Origin of the sequence: Cellulomonas sp. (assembly GCF_036279715.1) — a bacterium.
Lineage (GTDB): Bacteria > Actinomycetota > Actinomycetes > Actinomycetales > Cellulomonadaceae > Cellulomonas_A.
In genome coordinates this window covers 20,231-37,265 of the sequence record NZ_DASUIR010000164.1, presented here as the reverse complement: position 1 = coordinate 37,265, position 17,035 = coordinate 20,231, and the positions used below count along the sequence as shown (strand labels likewise).

Below are 17,035 nucleotides of genomic sequence, written 5' to 3'. Positions count from 1 at the left end.
GCACGGGGATCTCCGGCACGACGTACTGGTCGAACGCGGCGGCCTGCTGAGGGTCGCAGTGCTCACTGCCCGGCTCGGTCACATCTCAGGAACCCGCGCCACGGAGCGCGAATTCCATCGGGTGCCGAGGAATCGCCGGTGACGGCGGGCGGGTTGCTGTCCCATGAATCCACTCGTGCATCGTCGGCTGCGGTCGATGGTCGCGGCCTTCATCGATGGCGAGCTGGACGAGCCGACCGCGCGGGCCGTGCGCGACCACCTGCGTGGATGCTGGTGGTGCAGTGCCGACGCCCAGACCCACCGCCTGGTCCGCGCCTCGTTGCGCAGACGACGCGGCGGGCCACCGTCGCTGCCCGTCGCCCGGCTCCGCCGGTTCGCGCGCGGCTTGGACCGTGCATGAGCCGCACGCCGACTCACCGCCCAGCATGCTCGGTCGAAGACGTGCTCGTCGTCCGGTGGCGGGACCCTCGGACCTGTCCAGGCCGAGCGGCACACGCGGAATCGTGTCGACGGGTGTCGGGTTCCCTCGCTGACTCGGTTGCCGCGCCCGCCGTACCAGCGACCGGTGCGCACCGACGTGATCGAGGTGGACGGCTGGCTGAGGGCGGCGCGCGGGCCGGTGGAGCGGGATGCGGTCGCGGTGCTCCTCGGTGGAGCCGTGGGCAACCTGCTCGATCGCGTGGTGAACGGAGCAGTCACGGACTGGGTGCATGTCGGGTGGTACCCGGCGACATTCGTCCTCGCCGACGTCGCCATCAGGAGCGGCGTCCTCGTCGCGGTCGCCGCGCGCGTCCCCCACCACCTATGGACCGACGCCAGCCGCGGTCCGCTCGACAATGCGGCCCCGGACGGAAGCAATGCCCCGTGAATCGGGTTTCGGCAGTGCACCGCGATCGCGGTGCACTCTGCCGGACCTGGAGGACATCATGGCAACGAATACCTCATCCCACACAATTACTGCCACGGCGACGACCACCCGGCTGGCTCCCGCTGTCCTGCGCGGTGCGATCTTCGGTATGGCCGCCTCCCTTGTCATGGCCGCGTTCGCGATGATGGCCGCCGCGACATACCAGCATTCCGGATTCTTCACACCGCTCTACCACATTGCCTCGACGTTCATCTCCCCGAGCACGTTGATGACGTCGATGACGGAGGCGATGGCGGGCAGCACCTTCTACTTCGCGTTCGGCCCGGCTGTTCTCGGCGCGATCATCCACATGATGATCGGGGCGATGTATGGCGTGATGTTCGCGGTCGTGGCGCTGCTCCTGCGTCTGCGCGGCCGGGCGCTGGTCGCCGGCGGCATCCTGTGGGGTGCGATGGCCTTCGTGGTCAGCTCCTTCATTGCACTCCCGGTGGCCGCGAACGTGTTCGGGAGCGGCGACCAGATCGCGCACATGGCGGCGAAGGTCGGGTATGGCACGTTCTTGACCGAGCACCTGCTGTTTGGTCTCGCACTGGGCCTGCTGGTCTCACGACGCCTCGCCGCCCGCGACTGAACCACTTGCGGACCACACCGCGTGCGACGCTCAATGCATGGCGGTGCTGACCGCTCCGGAGATGTCCCGCGCCCGACGACGCGAGGAAGCAGACGCGCCGGTCACTACCTTCGGAACCTAGGTGCATGTTGGAGGCGGCGACCTTGCCCTCGATCACCGCAACCGGCGCAGTGGCATTCCCGGGGTGTCGGCCGCGTTCCCCGCGGCGTAGTCGGCCGGGTTGCTCGCGGACGGTTCGACTCCGACCCGGTACCCGGTCGCGACCTTCTCGATCCCTGTGACGGAGGTGGAGCGTCGCAGGCTGATCCCGGCGGCCGCACCGCGGGCGATGAGGAGCTCGACGAGGTCGGGGTCGAAGCTCTTCAACGCGCGCCTGCCGCGGTCGGTGATGATCGGGGTGCTGCCCGCACGCTCGGCGATGTGCGCAAACTCAAAGGAGACGAACCCGCCGCCGCCGCCGCCCAATGGATAGACCACCTCCCGGGCGCGCGCCCTGACAGTCCGTCAGCCGGTGTCGCGAACCGAGCGGCTCTCCACGTCGTCGAGGACCTCGTCGGCCGCCTCGGCGCTGACCTCGCCGCGGCGCCGCGCCTCGATCACGACCTCACGCTCGACCTCGCTCGCCTGTCGCAGCAGGTCGTCGACCGCCCGGTCGTCGCTCTCACCGGAGTCGTCGTCGACGGCACCGCTCCTGGCGGCACCCAGGGCGTCCTGTGCGGCGAGGTACCCCTCGTACTGCAGTGTGACCGCGACTCGCACAGGTTCGGGGACCCCGTCGGTGAGGTGATCGCGCAGCGCGTCGAGGGCTGCGGCGGTCGCTCGTCTGCGCAGTGCTCGAGCCTCCTGCGCGACGTCGACGTCGCTGCCCACACCGAGTCGGCGCACGAGTGGGGCGAGAGTGAGGCCCTGGACCACCAGCGTGGCCAGCACGGACACCAGACCGACGAAGACCACGGTGCGCCGCAAAGGAAACGCAACCCCGGCGCTCGTGACCGCGGGCAGCGCCAACGCCGTCGCCACGGTGACGACTCCGCGCATCCCGGCCCAGGCGGTGATGACAGTCTCGCGCCCACCGACGGGGCCCACCTGGGAGGTGCGATGCCGGCGGAGCTGAGCCAGCCAGACCGCCGGGAACAGCCAACCGAACCGTACGGCGACCAGGACGCCGCACACGGCCAGGGCAAGGGCGACCGCGCCGGGTTCGAGGGGCTCCGTCTCGAGCACGGCGGTCAGCTCAAACCCGATGAAGACGAAGACCATGCTCGTGACGATGTAGTCCGCGTAGCGCCACACTGCGCGGCCGAGCAGCCAGCCGCCTGAGGTGATCGCGCCGTGACCGTAGGTCCGCAGGTACAGGCCCAGGGCCAGCACCGCGAGCACCCCGGAGCCGCCGAGGCGATCGGCGAGCAGGTACGCCACGAACGGGACGGCGAGCGTCACGGTCGTCTCGGGAGCAGCCAGGTGGAGCCGCGCCAGCGCGGCCCGCGCCAGCACCCCCGCCGCCAGCCCGAGGCCAGCTCCCACGCCGACGGCGAGCACCAGGCTTCGGGTCAGCCCGCCGGCCGAGAGCCCGCCCGCGACGACCGTGGCGACGGAGACCTTGTACAGCACGAGCGCTGTCGCGTCGTTGAACATGCCTTCGCCCTCGAGGACCGTGACCAGCCTGCCCGGCAGCCGCAGCCGACGAGCGACGGCAGTGGCCGCCACCGGATCGGGCGGGGCCACGATCGCGCCCAGGACGACGGCGGCGCCCCACGGCACCCCCATCGCATGCGCGACGACGGCGACGGCCGCCGCGGTGGCCAGCGTCAGGCCCACCGCGAGCAACGCGATCGGGCGGGCGTTCTCCCGGAAGTCACGGGCGGTGGCGCGCTGCGTCGCCGCGAACAGCAGCGGTGGCAGCACGACGGGAAGGATCAGATCGGGCTCGATCTGGATCGGCCGAACCCCCGGGAGGAGGGGGACCAGCAGGCCGAAGAGGGTGAGCACCACCGGGAGCGGGATCCTCCAGCGGTCCGCCAACGGGGTGAGCACGACCACACCGGCCAGCAGCCCGGCGAACAGCAGGACCGTCGACACCTGACCTCCTCAGAAGAGCGCGCGCACCGGTCCAAGGATGGCGCACGATCACCTGCTGACGTGGCTGATGGCGCTTGCCAGCACGATCGCGACCATCATCGGCAGGATGATCGTGTACTCGCCGATGAGCTCGAACAGGATGATGACCGCAGTGATCGGCGCGCGGGCCGCGCCGGCGAACACCGCGCCCATGCCGACATCCGGATCACCGCGAGATCCGCGTTGGGGTACGCGTTGGGGTACGGAGCCTTCAAGACGCCGAAAAGACCGCTCCGGACTGCTCCGAAACGGCCTCTGACCTGCATCAATGCTCGTGGGCGATACTGGGATCGAACCAGTGACCTCTTCCGTGTCAGGCACCGGAGACGCGTTCGCCGACGTCGATGACGGCCCCGGCAGCAGGACCCAAGGGTCTCGGTCAAGACAGCCAGCACTGCATGGTGCGGTGGCCGTACGACCAATCGTCGGCGGTCGGAAAGACCGTGCTCCACTGAGTGCGTGCACCGTTCGTCTCTTTGCCCAGCGCAAGGCACACGGGGGTGGCGATCGCCATCCCCTCGTCCTGGGTAGGCGCGTGGTCGAGGTCCAGCTCCCAGGCCTTGGCCAGCTCCCACTGGGACGGCCCGTCGCACGAGACGATGACGGCGGTGGCATCGTGAAGGCTCGGGCCCGGCCAGGCGGCGGTTCCCGCCGGAGTGTTGATGCACAACGCGTACCGCACCGGATCAGCGGTGAGTGCCGCCATCAAGGCGTCCACGGTCGGCGGCAGCGTTTCGTACTTGTGCTCCGACATCGGTCCGAGAGCACGGAGCGCGATGTCGCATCGAACCCACCGCTGCCCCGAAGCCACCTGCTCGGGTGAGGGCTGGTAGTAGGACATGCCCAGGCGGGCCTGCGGGTCAGCGGCCATGACGACCTGGTTCGGCGGCACGCAGAGGCCATTGAGCTCCCGACGCTCATCGTCCGTCGGTGTCCCGGTCGCCAGCTGCATGTCCGCGGGCAGGTCAACGACCGCCATGGTGACCGTGTTGTGCGACCCCTGGCAGTCCACCGGGTCCGCGCCATGCCAGTAATCCCACATGCGGGCGGTGGCGTAGTCGTCCTCCTGCCAGCAGTCCCCAACGCTGGGGCGCCCTGACATGGTCTGTCGCTGCGCGGTGGTCGCGTCAGCGGTCAGGTCGCCGGTGGGAGTGCCACCCGCTGAGCACGCGCCAAGCACAAGGACTGCCGACGTCATGACGAGCAGGTTCCGGAACGGCGACGTCACGTGATCTCCTTGGCGGTGCGGTCAAGTCAGAGCAATACGTCGGCTGCACCGGGAGCCCCGATGCAGTGACGCATCCACCAGATCCCTCTCGTGCCGGAGAGGCGGTCCCGTGTCACCGCGTCGCGGATGCGTCCCGGTGCGGACCCGCCGCCACCCAACACCCTCGTCGACATCGCCCACGTCACCCCGACCCCACGACAGAGCTCACAACCCCGCAGGTCAGGTGAGGCTTCGGGTCAGAAGGTTCCGAACTCCCAGTGCCAGGGTTCCTGCGGTCCTGAGCCGCCCGGGTCCATGACTGCGGGATGGTGCCAGCCGAATCTCTCCGCGTTGGCCTTCATCCACTGGTAGCCCGGGGCGTTGAACTGCCCGACTGCACCGAAGTCGCCGAAGTCGACCGCGAGACCACGCCCGTGGTTCGAGGAGCCTGGGGTGCTGGCGAGATCGCCGCGGGCAGCTTTGACGGCGACTTGGTCCGCGAGCGACCGGTAGCTGCTGACGACAACGAGGTGCGTGCCGACGTCTGCCCGGTAGGCCGCGTCGAGCGTGTTCAGGGCTGTCGCCGCGTCACAGCGCAGGAGCGCACCCCGCGCGAAGCCAAGGCCGCACAGCGCGTCGGCCGGAATAGCACCGTTCGACGAGCCGGCGGCCACCGCGACCGCGGCCGCCTGCCTGGCGGCGGCCGCGCGTGCCGCGTCCGCGTCCGCCGCGGCTGCGGCCGCCGCAGCGGTGGCGGACGCGGCGTCCGCAGCCACTTTCGCGTCCGCGTCCGCCTGGACCTGCGTCGACAGCTCGGTCACGAGCCGGGCCGCCGTCAGCATCTCCGCACTCACGTCCAGGTCCAAGGCATCCAGAGAGTCACCCGGCGTTGCCTCGTCAGTCAGGGCGGCACCTTGCGCGGGCGCCAGGATCGCGGGAACCGGTGCCGGCACTGCGGCCTCGTCCACGGTGGCCGGCGCTGCAAACTGCTCGACCGGTGCTGGGACAGGTGCAGCCGGCGCGGCAATCAGCGGAGCCGGTGCCAGGATCGCGGCAACCAGTGCCGCACCCACCAGGACAGCCGGCACGGCGACCGGTGCGGCCGGTGCCGCGGCATCGATCAAGACCGCGAGACTCGTTCTGGCGGCGTCGAGCGCAGCCAGCCTTTCATGTGCGACGTTGGCCGCCACGGTCGCCACGACCAGCCCGGCACCTGCGACGGCAGCGCGGGCTTCGACGAGCGCGTCGCTTCGCTTGCCACCCGCGTACGCGATGGCGAGGGCAGTGAGGCGGGATCCCTGGGCGACCATCGACCGCGTCCGATTGGCGTCCTCATGCGCGACGACGGCCGCTGCCAGCGTGCGCTCCTTGAGCTCGACCATGCGGGAGTGCGCCTGCGCGTCCCCAACCCCGAGCAGCGAACCCGCAATGAGAACGGTGACCGCCGCGCACGCCGGGATGAGCTGCAGGACAGGGTGACGGCGGTGGGCGAGCTGTGCCTCACGGGCGAGCTCGCGCCGGGTCACGGGCCTCGACGCCCCATCCATGTACAGCTTCACCACCGGTCTCGTCGCCCCCGCTTCCGGGACGGAGTTGATCGGCGCAGAGTGGAACCCCGTTCCTCTCTCTTCGGCTGCAGGACCGTAGACCTGAACGATTCTGGCTACGCGAACCCCAAGACACCCTCGATGAAGCGATTCGCGACAGGATCCGGGTTGTGCGCGGACGCTCCTCACGCACACCCCGGCCACCAGTGCCGACGACGTGGCCCACGCCGCCAGCGGCGGGCACACCCTCGCCCGCGCCCTCCTGGCGCTGGCCGCGCCCACGACCAACGGCCACGGCTACTACGGTCGCGGCCCGGTCACCGGTCTCGTCGCCGCGAAACCCGCCCGCGCCCAGGTCATCGCCCTGACGCAGGCAATCGCCGGAATCCGCCCCTCGCGGTTCAACCGACTGCTGCAGTACGCGCCCGGCGCACCGCCGGTCACCTACGACCACCTGGCGCAGATCCACCAGACCAAGACCGTCAAGCCCACCGGCGTCCACGGTCCACGCTCCGGGGAGTCAAATGGATAGCCCACCTCGGCTGAACGCCGGGACCCGACGGTCTGGGTTCGGCTGCACGGCGGGCGGATCCGGGTCTCAGGCCTGGACGAGGCCGCCCTCGGCGTCGACTTGCACGCTCTCGTCGTCGAACCACCGGCCACCCGCGCCGAGATAGCGGAACCGGACCAGCTCGCCGACCGGCACGGTGACCGCGACCGATGCCGTCCCGTTGGACCTGCGCTTCAGCAGGTGAACCCCCGGGGTCCACCCGTTGAAGCTGCCGACGACGCTGACAGCAGCCCCGAGCGAGTCGGCGGGCACGGCGAAGGTGACCTGGCGGGTACCGGTCTTGGACGATCGCGACAATTTGACCACGGTGCAGCAAGTCCTTCCTGGAGACGACGAGAGGCCGGGGGAGACCGGCATCTCGGCCGCAGTCTGCCGCGCCGCAGGCCCGTGCGGAAGGGGCTCTCGGGGTCCAGCTCACCCCACTCGGGAACGTCCACCCGCACCCGCGAGCAGCGCCGTTGGGGTACGGGGGTGCAAGAAGGCCGCTCCGGATGACTCCGAAACGGCCCGCGACCTGCACAAATATGGTGGGCGATACTGGGATCGAACCAGTGACCTCTTCCGTGTCAGGGAAGCGCGCTACCGCTGCGCCAATCGCCCCGGGGCACTGCATCGACCCGGGTACTGCCAACCACGAGGTGGAGATGGGATTCGAACCCACGTATACGGCTTTGCAGGCCGCTGCCTCGCCACTCGGCCACTCCACCGTGAGACACAGTTCCTTCGCGGCGCCCGAGGGCAACCGTCAAGGAGTGCCTGTCTCCGAGCGGACGACGGGATTCGAACCCGCGACCCTCACCTTGGCAAGGTGATGCTCTACCACTGAGCCACGTCCGCACGACACTTCCCCCGGTTCTCACCGGTGTTCCGTGTGCGTCCCGAACTCTAACTGACGTTTTCGTCGAGAGTCCAACTGGCCGTCAGTGCGGCGCGTCGTGATCGGGCATCGGTAGCGTGGCTGCCGTGCCTCCCACCTCGCTGTTCGCTTCCACGCCGGGTGCCGCCGCGCCCCGTGGCGCGGCCTGGTTCGCGGGGGTCCGAGCGGCCGACGTCGTGGAGTGCATCGACGTCGCGGCGCAGCCTCAGCGGCTCACGGAGCCAGGGTTCTGGGCGGTCGTGGGGGAGTTCGACGGGAGAGTGCGGGCGTGGCGGTTCGCACAGGTCGAGCGGTCGCCGGACGGCGTGGTTGCCCCCCCAGGCGCGGTCGGCGCGTGGCGAGGTCCGTCGGCAGCGGCGTGGACGTCGTCGCTCGACCGCGGGGGGTACGAGTGTGCTGTCGCACGCGTTCGCGAGGAGATCCGCGCGGGAGAGGTCTACCAGGCGAACATCTGCCGGGTGCTGGCGGCATCGCTGCCGATCGACGAGATCGAGCCTGACGCGCAGGCGCTGGGCGCCGTGCTCGCTGCCGGCAACCCGGCACCGTTCGCTGGCGGGGTCCACGTGCCGGCTGGATCGGGTTTCGAGCCGGTCTGGATCGTGTCGGCGTCACCCGAGCTGTTCCTCCAGATCGAGCGCGGCGTGGTGACGTCCAGCCCGATCAAGGGAACGGCGACGGCGGTCGCCGGGCTCACGGTCAAGGACGAGGCAGAGAACGTCATGATCACCGACCTCGTCCGCAACGACCTGCAGCAGGTGTGCGTGCCGGGCACCGTCGAGGTCACCACGCTGCTGGGCGTCGAGGAGCACCCTGGTCTGGTGCATCTGGTGTCGACGGTGCGCGGGGTGCTCGAGCCGGGCCTCGACCGCTCACCCGACCTCTGGCCGCGGCTCCTGGCGGCGACGTACCCGCCGGGCTCCGTCTCGGGCGCTCCGAAGGTGGCAGCTCTGCGGTTGATCGCTGAGCTCGAGCCCGTCTCGCGCGGCCCCTACTGCGGGGCCGTCGGCTGGGTCGAGGTCGCCCCCGACGGCGCCGTGCGAGCCGAGCTCGCCGTGGGCATCCGGACGTTCTGGTGGACGGCCGACGGTCCTGGCGGCGGGACGCTGCGGTTCGGCACGGGCGCTGGGATCACGTGGGGGAGCGACCCTGCCGCTGAGTGGGTCGAGACGGAGCTCAAGGCCCGTCGCCTCGTCGCGCTCGCTTCGGGCGAAGCTCTCGACCACGGCGATGGGAGACTGCAGGCATGAGCATCGTGATCTGGGCAGACGGACGGCTCTGCGGACCTGGCGACCCGGTCGTGACGGCCGTCGACCATGGCCTGACCGTGGGTGACGGCATGTTCGAGACCTGCTCGGTCACCGGCGGTCGCGCGTTCGCGCTCACCCGGCACCTGCGTCGGCTCGCGCGGTCGGCGCGCGGCCTCGGTCTCGCCGAGCCCGACGAGGACGCCATCCGGGCTGGCGTCGACGCTGTGCTCGCAGTGGCAGATCCCGACGTCGGACGGCTGCGGATCACCGTCACGGCCGGTCCGGGACCGCTGGGATCGAACAGGGCCGAGCCCGGCACTGCCCGCCAGACCGTCCTGGTCCTGGCCGGGCCGGTCGTCCGGTCCGACGTGGCCCGCGTGATCCGCGTGCCCTGGGTGCGCAACGAGAGGTCCGCAGTCGCCGGCCTCAAGACCACGTCGTACGCCGAGAACGTCGTGGCGCTCGCCGAGGCGTACCGGCGTGGTGCCGACGAGGCGCTGCTGGCCAACACGGTGGGCGAGCTGTGCGAGGGCACCGGCTCCAACGTGCTGGTGGAGCTCGGCGGAGAGCTCGTGACGCCGGGACTGGTGACCGGGTGCCTGGCGGGCATCACGCGCGAGCTGCTCCTCGAGTGGGCCGCGGCAGACGGGCTCCCCGTGCGCGAGGCCCAGGCTGGGGAGCTGCCCTTCGAGGTGCTCGACGACGTCGCCGCCGGGGCCGGGCACCTGGCGCTGTGCGGCTCGATCCGCAACGTCGTCCCCGTCGTGTCGCTCGACGGGCGTGACATCCCAGCTGGCGAGCTCAGCCTGGCGGCGAGGCACCTCTTCGAGTCCCGGAGTGCCGAGAACGTCGATCCGTGACACTCATCGGCGCCGGTCGGCCCGCCAACGACTGAACGGCCCGCCCCGAGGGGCAGGCCGTTCAGCTGACGGGTGTGAGTCTCAGGCTGTGAGGAGGGCCGCGATGAGCGCCGAGATCTCGCTCTCCATGCGGTCGCTCTCCTCGCCGAGGGGGACGAGCTCTTCTGTCCGCGTGAGGAACGCCTCGAGCTGGCCGGTCGGAGCCGCGAGGAGGGCGCTGCCCTCCACCCCGCTCAAGGAGATCAGTGCGAAGTCCGGGTCGTCATCGCGCCACACCTGGACGTCGCCGGTGCCTGCCGGATCGTCGGCGACTGCGAGCAAGCCCTGCACGAGGAGCTCGCGGCCCAGGAGCCACGTCGACATGGTCTGCGGTCCGGTGAACACCGCGCGGACCGTGTAGGGGTCCGAGGTGCGGAACGAGAGCTCCGTGCTGACCGGGACCACGCTCGCGTCGGAGCTGATCAGCTGCATGGCGACGACCTCGACGACGTCGTACGACTGCTGCGTCATCGCCGTCCTCCTCATAGGTGCCGGACTGTTGACTACATCATGGCAGGCCGCGGCTAGATTTGGACCGCCTTGTGGGTGCAGTTCACCCAGAAGGCCCTGGGACGTCCGGTTCGGCATATCGCCGCACCTTGGGTAGCATCCTCTCGACGTCGTCATGACGAGTCGTTGCCACGCCATCGTCTCGCAGGGTGGCAGCCCTCACATCAGCTTCGGACGCTGCTGGTGCCGCGGGTAGGCTCAGTGACGTAGCGGGCGATTAGCTCAGTGGTAGAGCGCCTCGTTCACACCGAGGAAGTCGCTGGTTCGAACCCAGTATCGCCCACCGGTTCGGCCCCTGGTCCTGTGACCAGGGGCCGTTGTCGTTCCTCGCCCACCCGACGAGGCCCCGTCCGGGCCTTTCGCCCAGCCGTGCCGCGTCGGACGGCGATCCGTTGCTCGGTAGCATCAGGTGCGTCCGCCGTCACGCGCGGACCCGATGCAAGGAGACAACAGCCGTGCCCGAGACCATGACCCTCACCGTCGATGGCACCACGACCACGATGGAGCCGGGGACGACGGGCACGGAGCTCTACTCCGATCGTCGCGACGTCGTGGTGGTGCGTGTCGACGGCGTGCTCACCGACCTGTATCTCCCGCTGCCCGCCGGGGCGGTCGTCGAGGCGGTCACGATCGACTCGCCCGACGGTCTCGCTGTGCTGCGCCACTCGGCGGCCCACGTGCTCGCGCAGGCGGTCCAGTCGGTCAACCCCACGGCCAAGCTCGGCATCGGTCCGCCCATCACGGACGGCTTCTACTACGACTTCGACGTCGAGACCCCGTTCACCCCGGACGACCTCAAGGCGCTCGAGAAGGCCATGACGAGGATCGTCAAGGAGGGCCAGACCTTCCGCCGCTGGGACGTCACCGAGGCCGAGGCGCGCACGGTGCTGGCCGACGAGCCGTACAAGCTCGAGCTCATCGGGCTCAAGGGGCAGGCCGGCGACGCCGAGGGCGCTTCGGTCGAGGTGGGGCTCGGAGGGCTGAGCATCTACCAGAACGTCCGACGCGGTGGCGAGGTCGCCTGGCAGGACCTGTGCCGTGGCCCGCACCTCCCGAGCACGCGCCTGATCGCGAACGGCTTCCAGCTGACCCGGTCCGCCGCGGCGTACTGGCGCGGCAGCGAGAAGAACCCGCAGCTGCAGCGGGTCTACGGGACCGCGTGGCCGACCAAGGACGAGCTGCGCACCCACCTCGAGCGCCTCGCCGAGGCGGAGCGCCGCGACCACCGGCGACTGGGTGCCGAGCTCGACCTGTTCTCCTTCCCCGACGAGATCGGTTCGGGGCTCCCTGTCTTCCACCCCCGGGGCGGCATCATCCGCCAGGAGATGGAGAACTACTCCCGCCAGCGTCACGTCGAGGCGGGTTACCAGTTCGTCTACACGCCGCACATCACCAAGGAGCAGCTGTTCCGCACCTCGGGGCACCTCGACTGGTACGCCGAGTCGATGTACCCGCCCATGCAGATGGATGAGGAGCGCGACTCCGACGGCAACATCCGCAGGGCTGGGCAGAACTACTACCTCAAGCCCATGAACTGCCCGATGCACAACCTCATCTTCGGTGCGCGCGGCCGGTCGTACCGCGAGCTGCCGATGCGGCTCTTCGAGTTCGGCACGGTGTACCGCTACGAGAAGTCGGGCGTCGTGCACGGGATGACGCGAGCGCGCGGTTTCACGCAGGACGACGCGCACATCTACTGCACCCCCGAGCAGATGAAGGGCGAGCTGACGAGCCTGCTGACGTTCGTCCTCGACCTGCTCAAGGACTACGGGCTCGACGACTTCTACCTTGAGCTCTCGACCCGCAACCCCGACAAGTCGGTCGGCTCGGACGAGGTCTGGGAGGAGGCGACCCGGACCCTCGAAGAGGTCGCCGTGTCGTCGGGTCTCGAGCTCGTGCCCGACCCGGGCGGTGCGGCGTTCTACGGGCCGAAGATCTCCGTCCAGGCCAAGGACGCGATCGGCCGCACGTGGCAGCTGTCCACGATCCAGCTCGACTTCAACCTGCCCGAGCTGTTCGACCTGGAGTTCCAGGCCGCCGACGGCACGCGCCAGCGCCCGGTCATGATCCACCGTGCGCTCTTCGGCTCGATCGAGCGGTTCTTCGCGGTGCTGACCGAGCACTACGCGGGCGCCTTCCCGGCGTGGCTCGCGCCGGTCCAGGTCGTTGCCGTCCCGGTCGCGGAGCCGTTCAACGACTACCTGGACGGCGTCGTCGCGCAGCTGCGGGCGCACGGCATCCGCGCCGAGCTCGACGACTCCGACGACCGGTTCGGCAAGAAGATCCGCACCGCGAGCACCCAGAAGGTGCCGTTCGTCGTGATCGCCGGCGGCGAGGACGCCGAGGGTGGCGCGGTGTCGTTCCGGTACCGCGACGGCCGTCAGGACAACGGCGTGCCGGTCGCGGAGGCGATCGAGCGCATCGTCGCAGCCGTTCGCGACCATGCGCAGGTCTAGGCGGGAGGGATGACGGCCGAGGACCGGGCGGACGACGACCGCGACGTGGTCCAGGTCGACGACGCCGGCGAGTTCGCGGGTGCGCCGGACGGGCTGCAGCGGTTGTGGACGCCGCATCGGATGGCGTACATCGGCGGTCAGGACAAGCCGACGGACAGCGAGCCCGGCGCGGGTTGCCCGTTCTGCCGGATCCCGACGCTGCCCGACGAGCAGGGCCTCGTCGTCGCGCGCGGACCCGCCGCGTACGTCGTGCTGAACCTCTACCCGTACAACTCCGGCCATCTGCTCGTGTGCCCCTACCGGCACGTCCCGGACTACACCGACCTGACCCCCGACGAGGTCGCCGACGTCGCTTCCCTGACCCAGACCGCGATGCGCGTGACGCGCCAGGTCCTGGCGCCGCAAGGCTTCAACCTGGGCATGAACCAGGGCGAGGTCGCGGGTGCGGGGATCGCTGCTCACCTGCACCAGCACGTCGTGCCGCGGTGGGTGGGCGACTCGAACTTCCTGCCGATCGTCGCGCAGACGCGGGCGCTGCCCGTGCTGCTGGCAGACACGCGGGCCCGGCTCGCTGCCGCCTGGCCCACCGAATCGAAGGGATGATCGCCGCGTGCTCAACCGCCTGCGGAGCTTCATGACGACGCTCTGGACCCCGCTCGCCGACCTCCTGATCCGCCGAGGCGTCTCACCGGATGCCGTGACGATCACCGGAACGGTCGGCGTCGTCGTCATGGCGCTCTGGTTGGTGCCGACCGGGCACCTGCTGGCAGGGTCCCTGATGATCGCGGTGTTCACCCTCACGGACTCGCTCGACGGGGTCATGGCGCGGCGTGCGGGTCGCTCGGGCCCCTGGGGAGCGTTTCTCGACTCGACGCTCGACCGGTTCGCGGACGCGGCCATCTTCTCGAGCCTGGTGCTGTGGTTCATCGGACGCGGCGACGACCGGACGACCGCCGTCCTTGCGCTCGTGTGCCTCGTCCTGGGATCTGTCGTGCCCTATGCCCGGGCCCGCGCCGAGGGTCTCGGCATGACCGCGGCCATCGGCATCGCCGAGCGGGCCGACCGCCTGGTGCTCGTGCTCGTCGGCACGTTCCTCGTCGGCCTCGGCCTGCCCGTCGCCGTGCTGACCGTCGTGCTCGCGCTGCTCGCCGTCGCGTCGGCCGTGACGGTGGGCCAGCGCGTCGCCACGGTGCGCCAGCAGTCGAGGGCTGCCCAGTGAGGCGACTCGACACGGGACGGCTCGCCGTTCTGGGGCTGCGCGTCGCCGGCAACGTCCCCGGCGGGCTCGTCCGGGCGCTGTGCGCCGTCGCTGCCGATGTGGCCTGGCTCGCTCACGGTGGCGGCGTGCGCCAGCTCGAGGCGAACCTGCGTCGCGTTCGTCCGGACCTGCGCCCACGTGAGCTGAGGCGTCTGAGCAGGGCAGGCATGCGCTCGTACCTGCGCTACTACGGCGAGGCCTTCACGCTCGCGTCACTGACCCGCGACCAGATCGAGGCTCGCGTGCGGACCGACGGGCTCGACCGGTACGCCCCCCTGCTCGACGCGGGCGAGACCATCGTGCTCGGGGTTGGCCACCTGGGGAACTGGGACCTGGCGGGGGCCTGGGCGACAGAGCACGTCGCGAGGGTCGTCACGGTCGTCGAGCACCTCGAGCCGGAGGAGCTCTTCCAGGAGTTCCTCGGTCTGCGCGAGCGCCTGGGTCTGACGATCATCCCGTTGCACAAGAACGGCGGTGACGTGTTCCGTGACCTCGTGCGCGCGGTCAGGGGCGGCTCGGGTCTGCTCCCGCTGCTCGCCGATCGTGACCTCACGGCTCGGGGAGTCGAGGTCTTGCTGTTCGGGGAGGTAGCGCGCGTCGCTGTCGGGCCCGCTGCCCTCGCGGTCGCGACGGGCGCCCGTCTCGCTGGGACCACGATCTGGTACGAGCGCCTGCACGGCGCGCGCCGCCGCGCAGCGGGGTCGAACTGGGGCGTCGTCGTCGAGTTCGGCGAGCTCCTGGAGGTGCCGACGTCGGGCTCGCGTGCCGACCGGGTCCAGGTCCTCACCCAGGCGTGGGTCGACCAGGTCGCCCGCGGCATCGCGGCTCATCCGCAGGACTGGCACATGCTGCAGAAGGTCTGGGTCGCCGACCTGGACGCCGGCCGGTACGCCGCGACCCTGGCGGCACAGGGGCGCGACGCGTGAACGCCCCCGGGGTCGCCGGCCGCGACAGACCGCTGCGCGTGGGCATCGTCTGCCCGTACTCGTTCGACGTCCCCGGAGGAGTCCAGTTCCACGTCCGAGACCTGGCCGAGGCGCTCATCGCGCGCGGGCACACCGTCTCGGTCCTCGCGCCCGCCGACGACGACACCCCGATCCCCGAGTACATGACGTCGGCCGGCCGAGCAGTGCCGGTCCGGTACAACGGCGCCGTCGCCCGGCTGACGTTCGGTCCCGTGACGGCAGCTCGCGTGCGTCGTTGGCTCGTTGCGGGCGAGTTCGACGTCCTGCACCTGCACGAGCCCGTGACGCCGTCGCTCGGCATGCTCGCGCTGTGGATCGCGGACGGTCCGATCGTCGCGACGTTCCACACGTCGCTCGTACGGTCGAGGCCGCTCCAGATGGCCTACCCGCTGGTCCGGCAGTCGATGGAGAAGATCTCGGCGCGGATCGCCGTGTCTGAGGACGCGCGCCGGACGCTCGTCGAGCACCTCGGCGGCGACGCCGTCGTGATCCCCAACGGAGTCAACGTCGAGGCGTTCGCGAGCGCCCAGCCTGACGACCGGTGGCGGGGCACCGCCCACGCCCCCACGGTCGCGTTCCTGGGCCGTCTGGATGAGCCGCGCAAGGGTCTCGAGGTTCTGCTCCGCGCGGTGCCCGAGGTGTTGGCCGTGCACCCCGGCACGCGATTCCTCGTCGCCGGGCGCGGCGACACGGGGCCCGCCGAGGCGCGCGAGCTGATCGGGGACGCTGCCCGGGCCGTGGAGTTCCTCGGGGGGATCACCGACGAGGCGAAGGCGAGCCTCCTCGCGTCGGTCGACGTGTACTGCGCCCCGCAGACCGGCGGCGAGAGCTTCGGGATCGTGCTCGTCGAGGCGATGAGCGCCGGGACCGCCGTGGTCGCGAGCGATCTCGGGGCGTTCCGTCGGGTCCTCGAGGAGGGCACTGCCGGGGTCCTCTTCCGCGTCGGCGACCCGGCCGACCTGGCTCGCACGCTCGTGCGGGTGCTCGACGACGCCCCGCTGCGCGAGCAGCTGGTCGCGACCGCGAGGTCAGCGGTCCGCAGGTACGACTGGTCATCGGTGAGCCACGAGATCCTCACCGTCTACGACATGGTCGTCGAGGGGCGCGTCGAACCGGTCGGCGAGGACCCGTCGTCGCGTCGCGGCGGATGGCATCTCGACCGCCGTCGGGGCCGAGGTGACGAGCGATGAGCTGGTCGGAGATCGTCGTCGTCGTCGGCGCGGTGGTCCTGGTGGTCGGCTGGCGCCTCTGGGTGTCCGCATCGCGGCTGGACCGGCTGCACCGCAAGGTGGCGTCGTCCCGCGCGGTCGTCGACGCCCAGCTGCTTCGTCGCGCCTCGGCGGCCGCCAACCTCGCGGCGTCGGGCCTCATGGACCCGGTGAGCTCGCTTCTGGTGGGCGAGGCTGCGTGGGCGGCGATCGCAGCCGGCAGCAGGTCGGTCGAGGCGTTGGCCCAGCTGCCTGCCCAGCTGCCCGAGCTCGACGGCGGGCTCGCCGGTGGTCCCGACTCCGAGTGCCCCGCGACGACACCCCCCGACGTCGGCCTCGTCGAGAGCGAGCTGTCCTCGACCCTGCGAGCCGCGCTCGACGACGCGCACGAGGTCGTCGAGATGCGTGCGGAGCCGGGCGGCGACGAGCTCGTGGCGGCGCTCGCCGATGCGTGGTACAGGGCGCAGCTGGCGCGTCGGTTCCACAACGAGGCCGTCGCCCAGACCCAACGCGTCCGCCGCGGCTGGCCGGTGCGTGCGTTCGGGCTCGCAGGTCGGGCGCCGGTCCCGCACACGCTCGAGCTGGACGACGCCTGGCCGCAGGCGCTCGGACGGCCCGGGCAGCCGGGGAACGCCCGCGGGCGCGTGGAGCCGACAGTCTAGGATGGGCAGAT

General features: G+C 70.8%; 19 protein-coding genes and 4 tRNA genes. 13 read left to right on the top strand and 10 right to left on the bottom strand.

From position 1 onward, the window contains the following. Positions 1-163: 163 nt before the first annotated feature. The 3 genes from VFW79_RS15505 to VFW79_RS15495 all read left to right on the top strand — a co-directional run bounded on the left by VFW79_RS15505 (position 164) and on the right by VFW79_RS15495 (position 1,499). Positions 164-400 (top strand): zf-HC2 domain-containing protein, encoded by a 237-nt coding sequence (locus tag VFW79_RS15505; RefSeq protein WP_329678184.1) that lies wholly within the window; start codon positions 164-166, stop codon positions 398-400. A 165-nt stretch (positions 401-565) separates the two neighbouring features. Then, complete coding sequence (locus VFW79_RS15500) at positions 566-868, top strand: signal peptidase II (protein ID WP_329678183.1); 303 nt, start codon at positions 566-568, stop codon at positions 866-868. 148 nt (positions 869-1,016) lie between these two features. After that, positions 1,017-1,499, top strand: coding sequence for a hypothetical protein (locus tag VFW79_RS15495; RefSeq protein ID WP_329678182.1), 483 nt, complete (start codon positions 1,017-1,019; stop codon positions 1,497-1,499). Between the two features lie 153 nt (positions 1,500-1,652). Here VFW79_RS15495 and VFW79_RS15490 read toward each other — a convergent pair whose 3' ends face one another. The 5 genes from VFW79_RS15490 to VFW79_RS15470 form a co-directional block, all read right to left on the bottom strand. Then, complete coding sequence (locus tag VFW79_RS15490; RefSeq protein WP_329678181.1) at positions 1,653-1,976, bottom strand: NAD-binding protein; 324 nt, start codon at positions 1,974-1,976, stop codon at positions 1,653-1,655. Positions 1,977-2,003: 27 nt separating this feature from the next. After that, positions 2,004-3,578 carry a Na+/H+ antiporter gene (locus VFW79_RS15485; protein WP_329678180.1) on the bottom strand — a complete coding sequence of 525 codons (1,575 nt, stop codon included), beginning with the start codon at positions 3,576-3,578 and terminating at the stop codon, positions 2,004-2,006. Between the two features lie 48 nt (positions 3,579-3,626). Beyond that, the gene (locus tag VFW79_RS15480) at positions 3,627-3,770 is read right to left on the bottom strand and encodes a chloride channel protein (RefSeq protein WP_329678179.1); all 144 of its coding nucleotides are present in this window, start codon (positions 3,768-3,770) and stop codon (positions 3,627-3,629) included. Positions 3,771-3,996: 226 nt separating this feature from the next. Beyond that, positions 3,997-4,845 (bottom strand): septum formation family protein, encoded by an 849-nt coding sequence (locus VFW79_RS15475; RefSeq protein WP_329678178.1) that lies wholly within the window; start codon positions 4,843-4,845, stop codon positions 3,997-3,999. 236 nt (positions 4,846-5,081) lie between these two features. Then, entirely contained in the window at positions 5,082-6,383 is a 1,302-nt protein-coding gene (locus tag VFW79_RS15470) for a M15 family metallopeptidase (protein WP_329678177.1), read from the bottom strand. A 205-nt stretch (positions 6,384-6,588) separates the two neighbouring features. Here VFW79_RS15470 and VFW79_RS15465 point away from each other — a divergent pair, with 205 nt between their 5' ends. Continuing rightward, positions 6,589-6,903: a hypothetical protein gene (locus tag VFW79_RS15465; RefSeq protein ID WP_329678176.1), complete on the top strand. Its 315-nt coding sequence runs from the start codon at positions 6,589-6,591 to the stop codon at positions 6,901-6,903. Positions 6,904-6,969: 66 nt separating this feature from the next. Here the strand turns inward: VFW79_RS15465 and VFW79_RS15460 are convergent, their stop codons facing one another. The 4 genes from VFW79_RS15460 to VFW79_RS15445 form a co-directional block, all read right to left on the bottom strand. Next, the gene (locus VFW79_RS15460) at positions 6,970-7,248 is read right to left on the bottom strand and encodes an isoamylase early set domain-containing protein (protein ID WP_329678175.1); all 279 of its coding nucleotides are present in this window, start codon (positions 7,246-7,248) and stop codon (positions 6,970-6,972) included. Between the two features lie 219 nt (positions 7,249-7,467). Continuing rightward, a tRNA-Val gene (locus VFW79_RS15455) sits at positions 7,468-7,542 on the bottom strand. A gap of 36 nt (positions 7,543-7,578) precedes the next feature. Beyond that, a tRNA-Cys gene (locus tag VFW79_RS15450) sits at positions 7,579-7,649 on the bottom strand. A 58-nt stretch (positions 7,650-7,707) separates the two neighbouring features. Then, positions 7,708-7,779, bottom strand: a tRNA-Gly gene (locus tag VFW79_RS15445). Positions 7,780-7,905: 126 nt separating this feature from the next. Between VFW79_RS15445 and VFW79_RS15440 the strand changes: the two genes are divergently transcribed. Continuing rightward, entirely contained in the window at positions 7,906-9,066 is a 1,161-nt protein-coding gene (locus tag VFW79_RS15440) for a chorismate-binding protein (RefSeq protein ID WP_329678174.1), read from the top strand. Next, entirely contained in the window at positions 9,063-9,926 is an 864-nt protein-coding gene (locus VFW79_RS15435; protein ID WP_329678173.1) for an aminotransferase class IV, read from the top strand. The genes VFW79_RS15440 and VFW79_RS15435 overlap by 4 nt, the downstream gene beginning before the upstream one ends. Before the next feature lie 81 nt (positions 9,927-10,007). Here VFW79_RS15435 and VFW79_RS15430 read toward each other — a convergent pair whose 3' ends face one another. Then, positions 10,008-10,436 (bottom strand): SsgA family sporulation/cell division regulator, encoded by a 429-nt coding sequence (locus tag VFW79_RS15430; protein WP_329678172.1) that lies wholly within the window; start codon positions 10,434-10,436, stop codon positions 10,008-10,010. A 250-nt stretch (positions 10,437-10,686) separates the two neighbouring features. Here VFW79_RS15430 and VFW79_RS15425 point away from each other — a divergent pair. The 7 genes from VFW79_RS15425 (at position 10,687) to VFW79_RS15395 (ending at position 17,024) form a co-directional block, all read left to right on the top strand. Beyond that, a tRNA-Val gene (locus VFW79_RS15425) sits at positions 10,687-10,758 on the top strand. A 184-nt stretch (positions 10,759-10,942) separates the two neighbouring features. Next, entirely contained in the window at positions 10,943-12,931 is a 1,989-nt protein-coding gene (thrS, locus tag VFW79_RS15420) for a threonine--tRNA ligase (protein ID WP_329678188.1), read from the top strand. A gap of 9 nt (positions 12,932-12,940) precedes the next feature. Then, a complete protein-coding gene (locus tag VFW79_RS15415; RefSeq protein WP_329678171.1) occupies positions 12,941-13,534 on the top strand; it encodes an HIT domain-containing protein in 594 nt (197 codons plus the stop codon). Positions 13,535-13,541: 7 nt separating this feature from the next. Beyond that, the gene (gene pgsA, locus VFW79_RS15410; protein WP_329678170.1) at positions 13,542-14,150 is read left to right on the top strand and encodes a phosphatidylinositol phosphate synthase; all 609 of its coding nucleotides are present in this window, start codon (positions 13,542-13,544) and stop codon (positions 14,148-14,150) included. Further along, positions 14,147-15,115, top strand: coding sequence for a phosphatidylinositol mannoside acyltransferase (locus VFW79_RS15405; RefSeq protein ID WP_329678169.1), 969 nt, complete (start codon positions 14,147-14,149; stop codon positions 15,113-15,115). The genes pgsA and VFW79_RS15405 overlap by 4 nt, the downstream gene beginning before the upstream one ends. A gap of 32 nt (positions 15,116-15,147) precedes the next feature. Further along, entirely contained in the window at positions 15,148-16,344 is a 1,197-nt protein-coding gene (locus VFW79_RS15400; RefSeq protein ID WP_329678187.1) for a glycosyltransferase family 4 protein, read from the top strand. Beyond that, on the top strand, positions 16,341-17,024 hold the full coding sequence (locus VFW79_RS15395) for a hypothetical protein (RefSeq protein ID WP_329678168.1): 684 nt from the start codon (positions 16,341-16,343) through the stop codon (positions 17,022-17,024). Before VFW79_RS15400 ends, VFW79_RS15395 begins: the two co-directional genes overlap by 4 nt. The last annotated feature ends 11 nt before the right edge of the window (positions 17,025-17,035 follow it).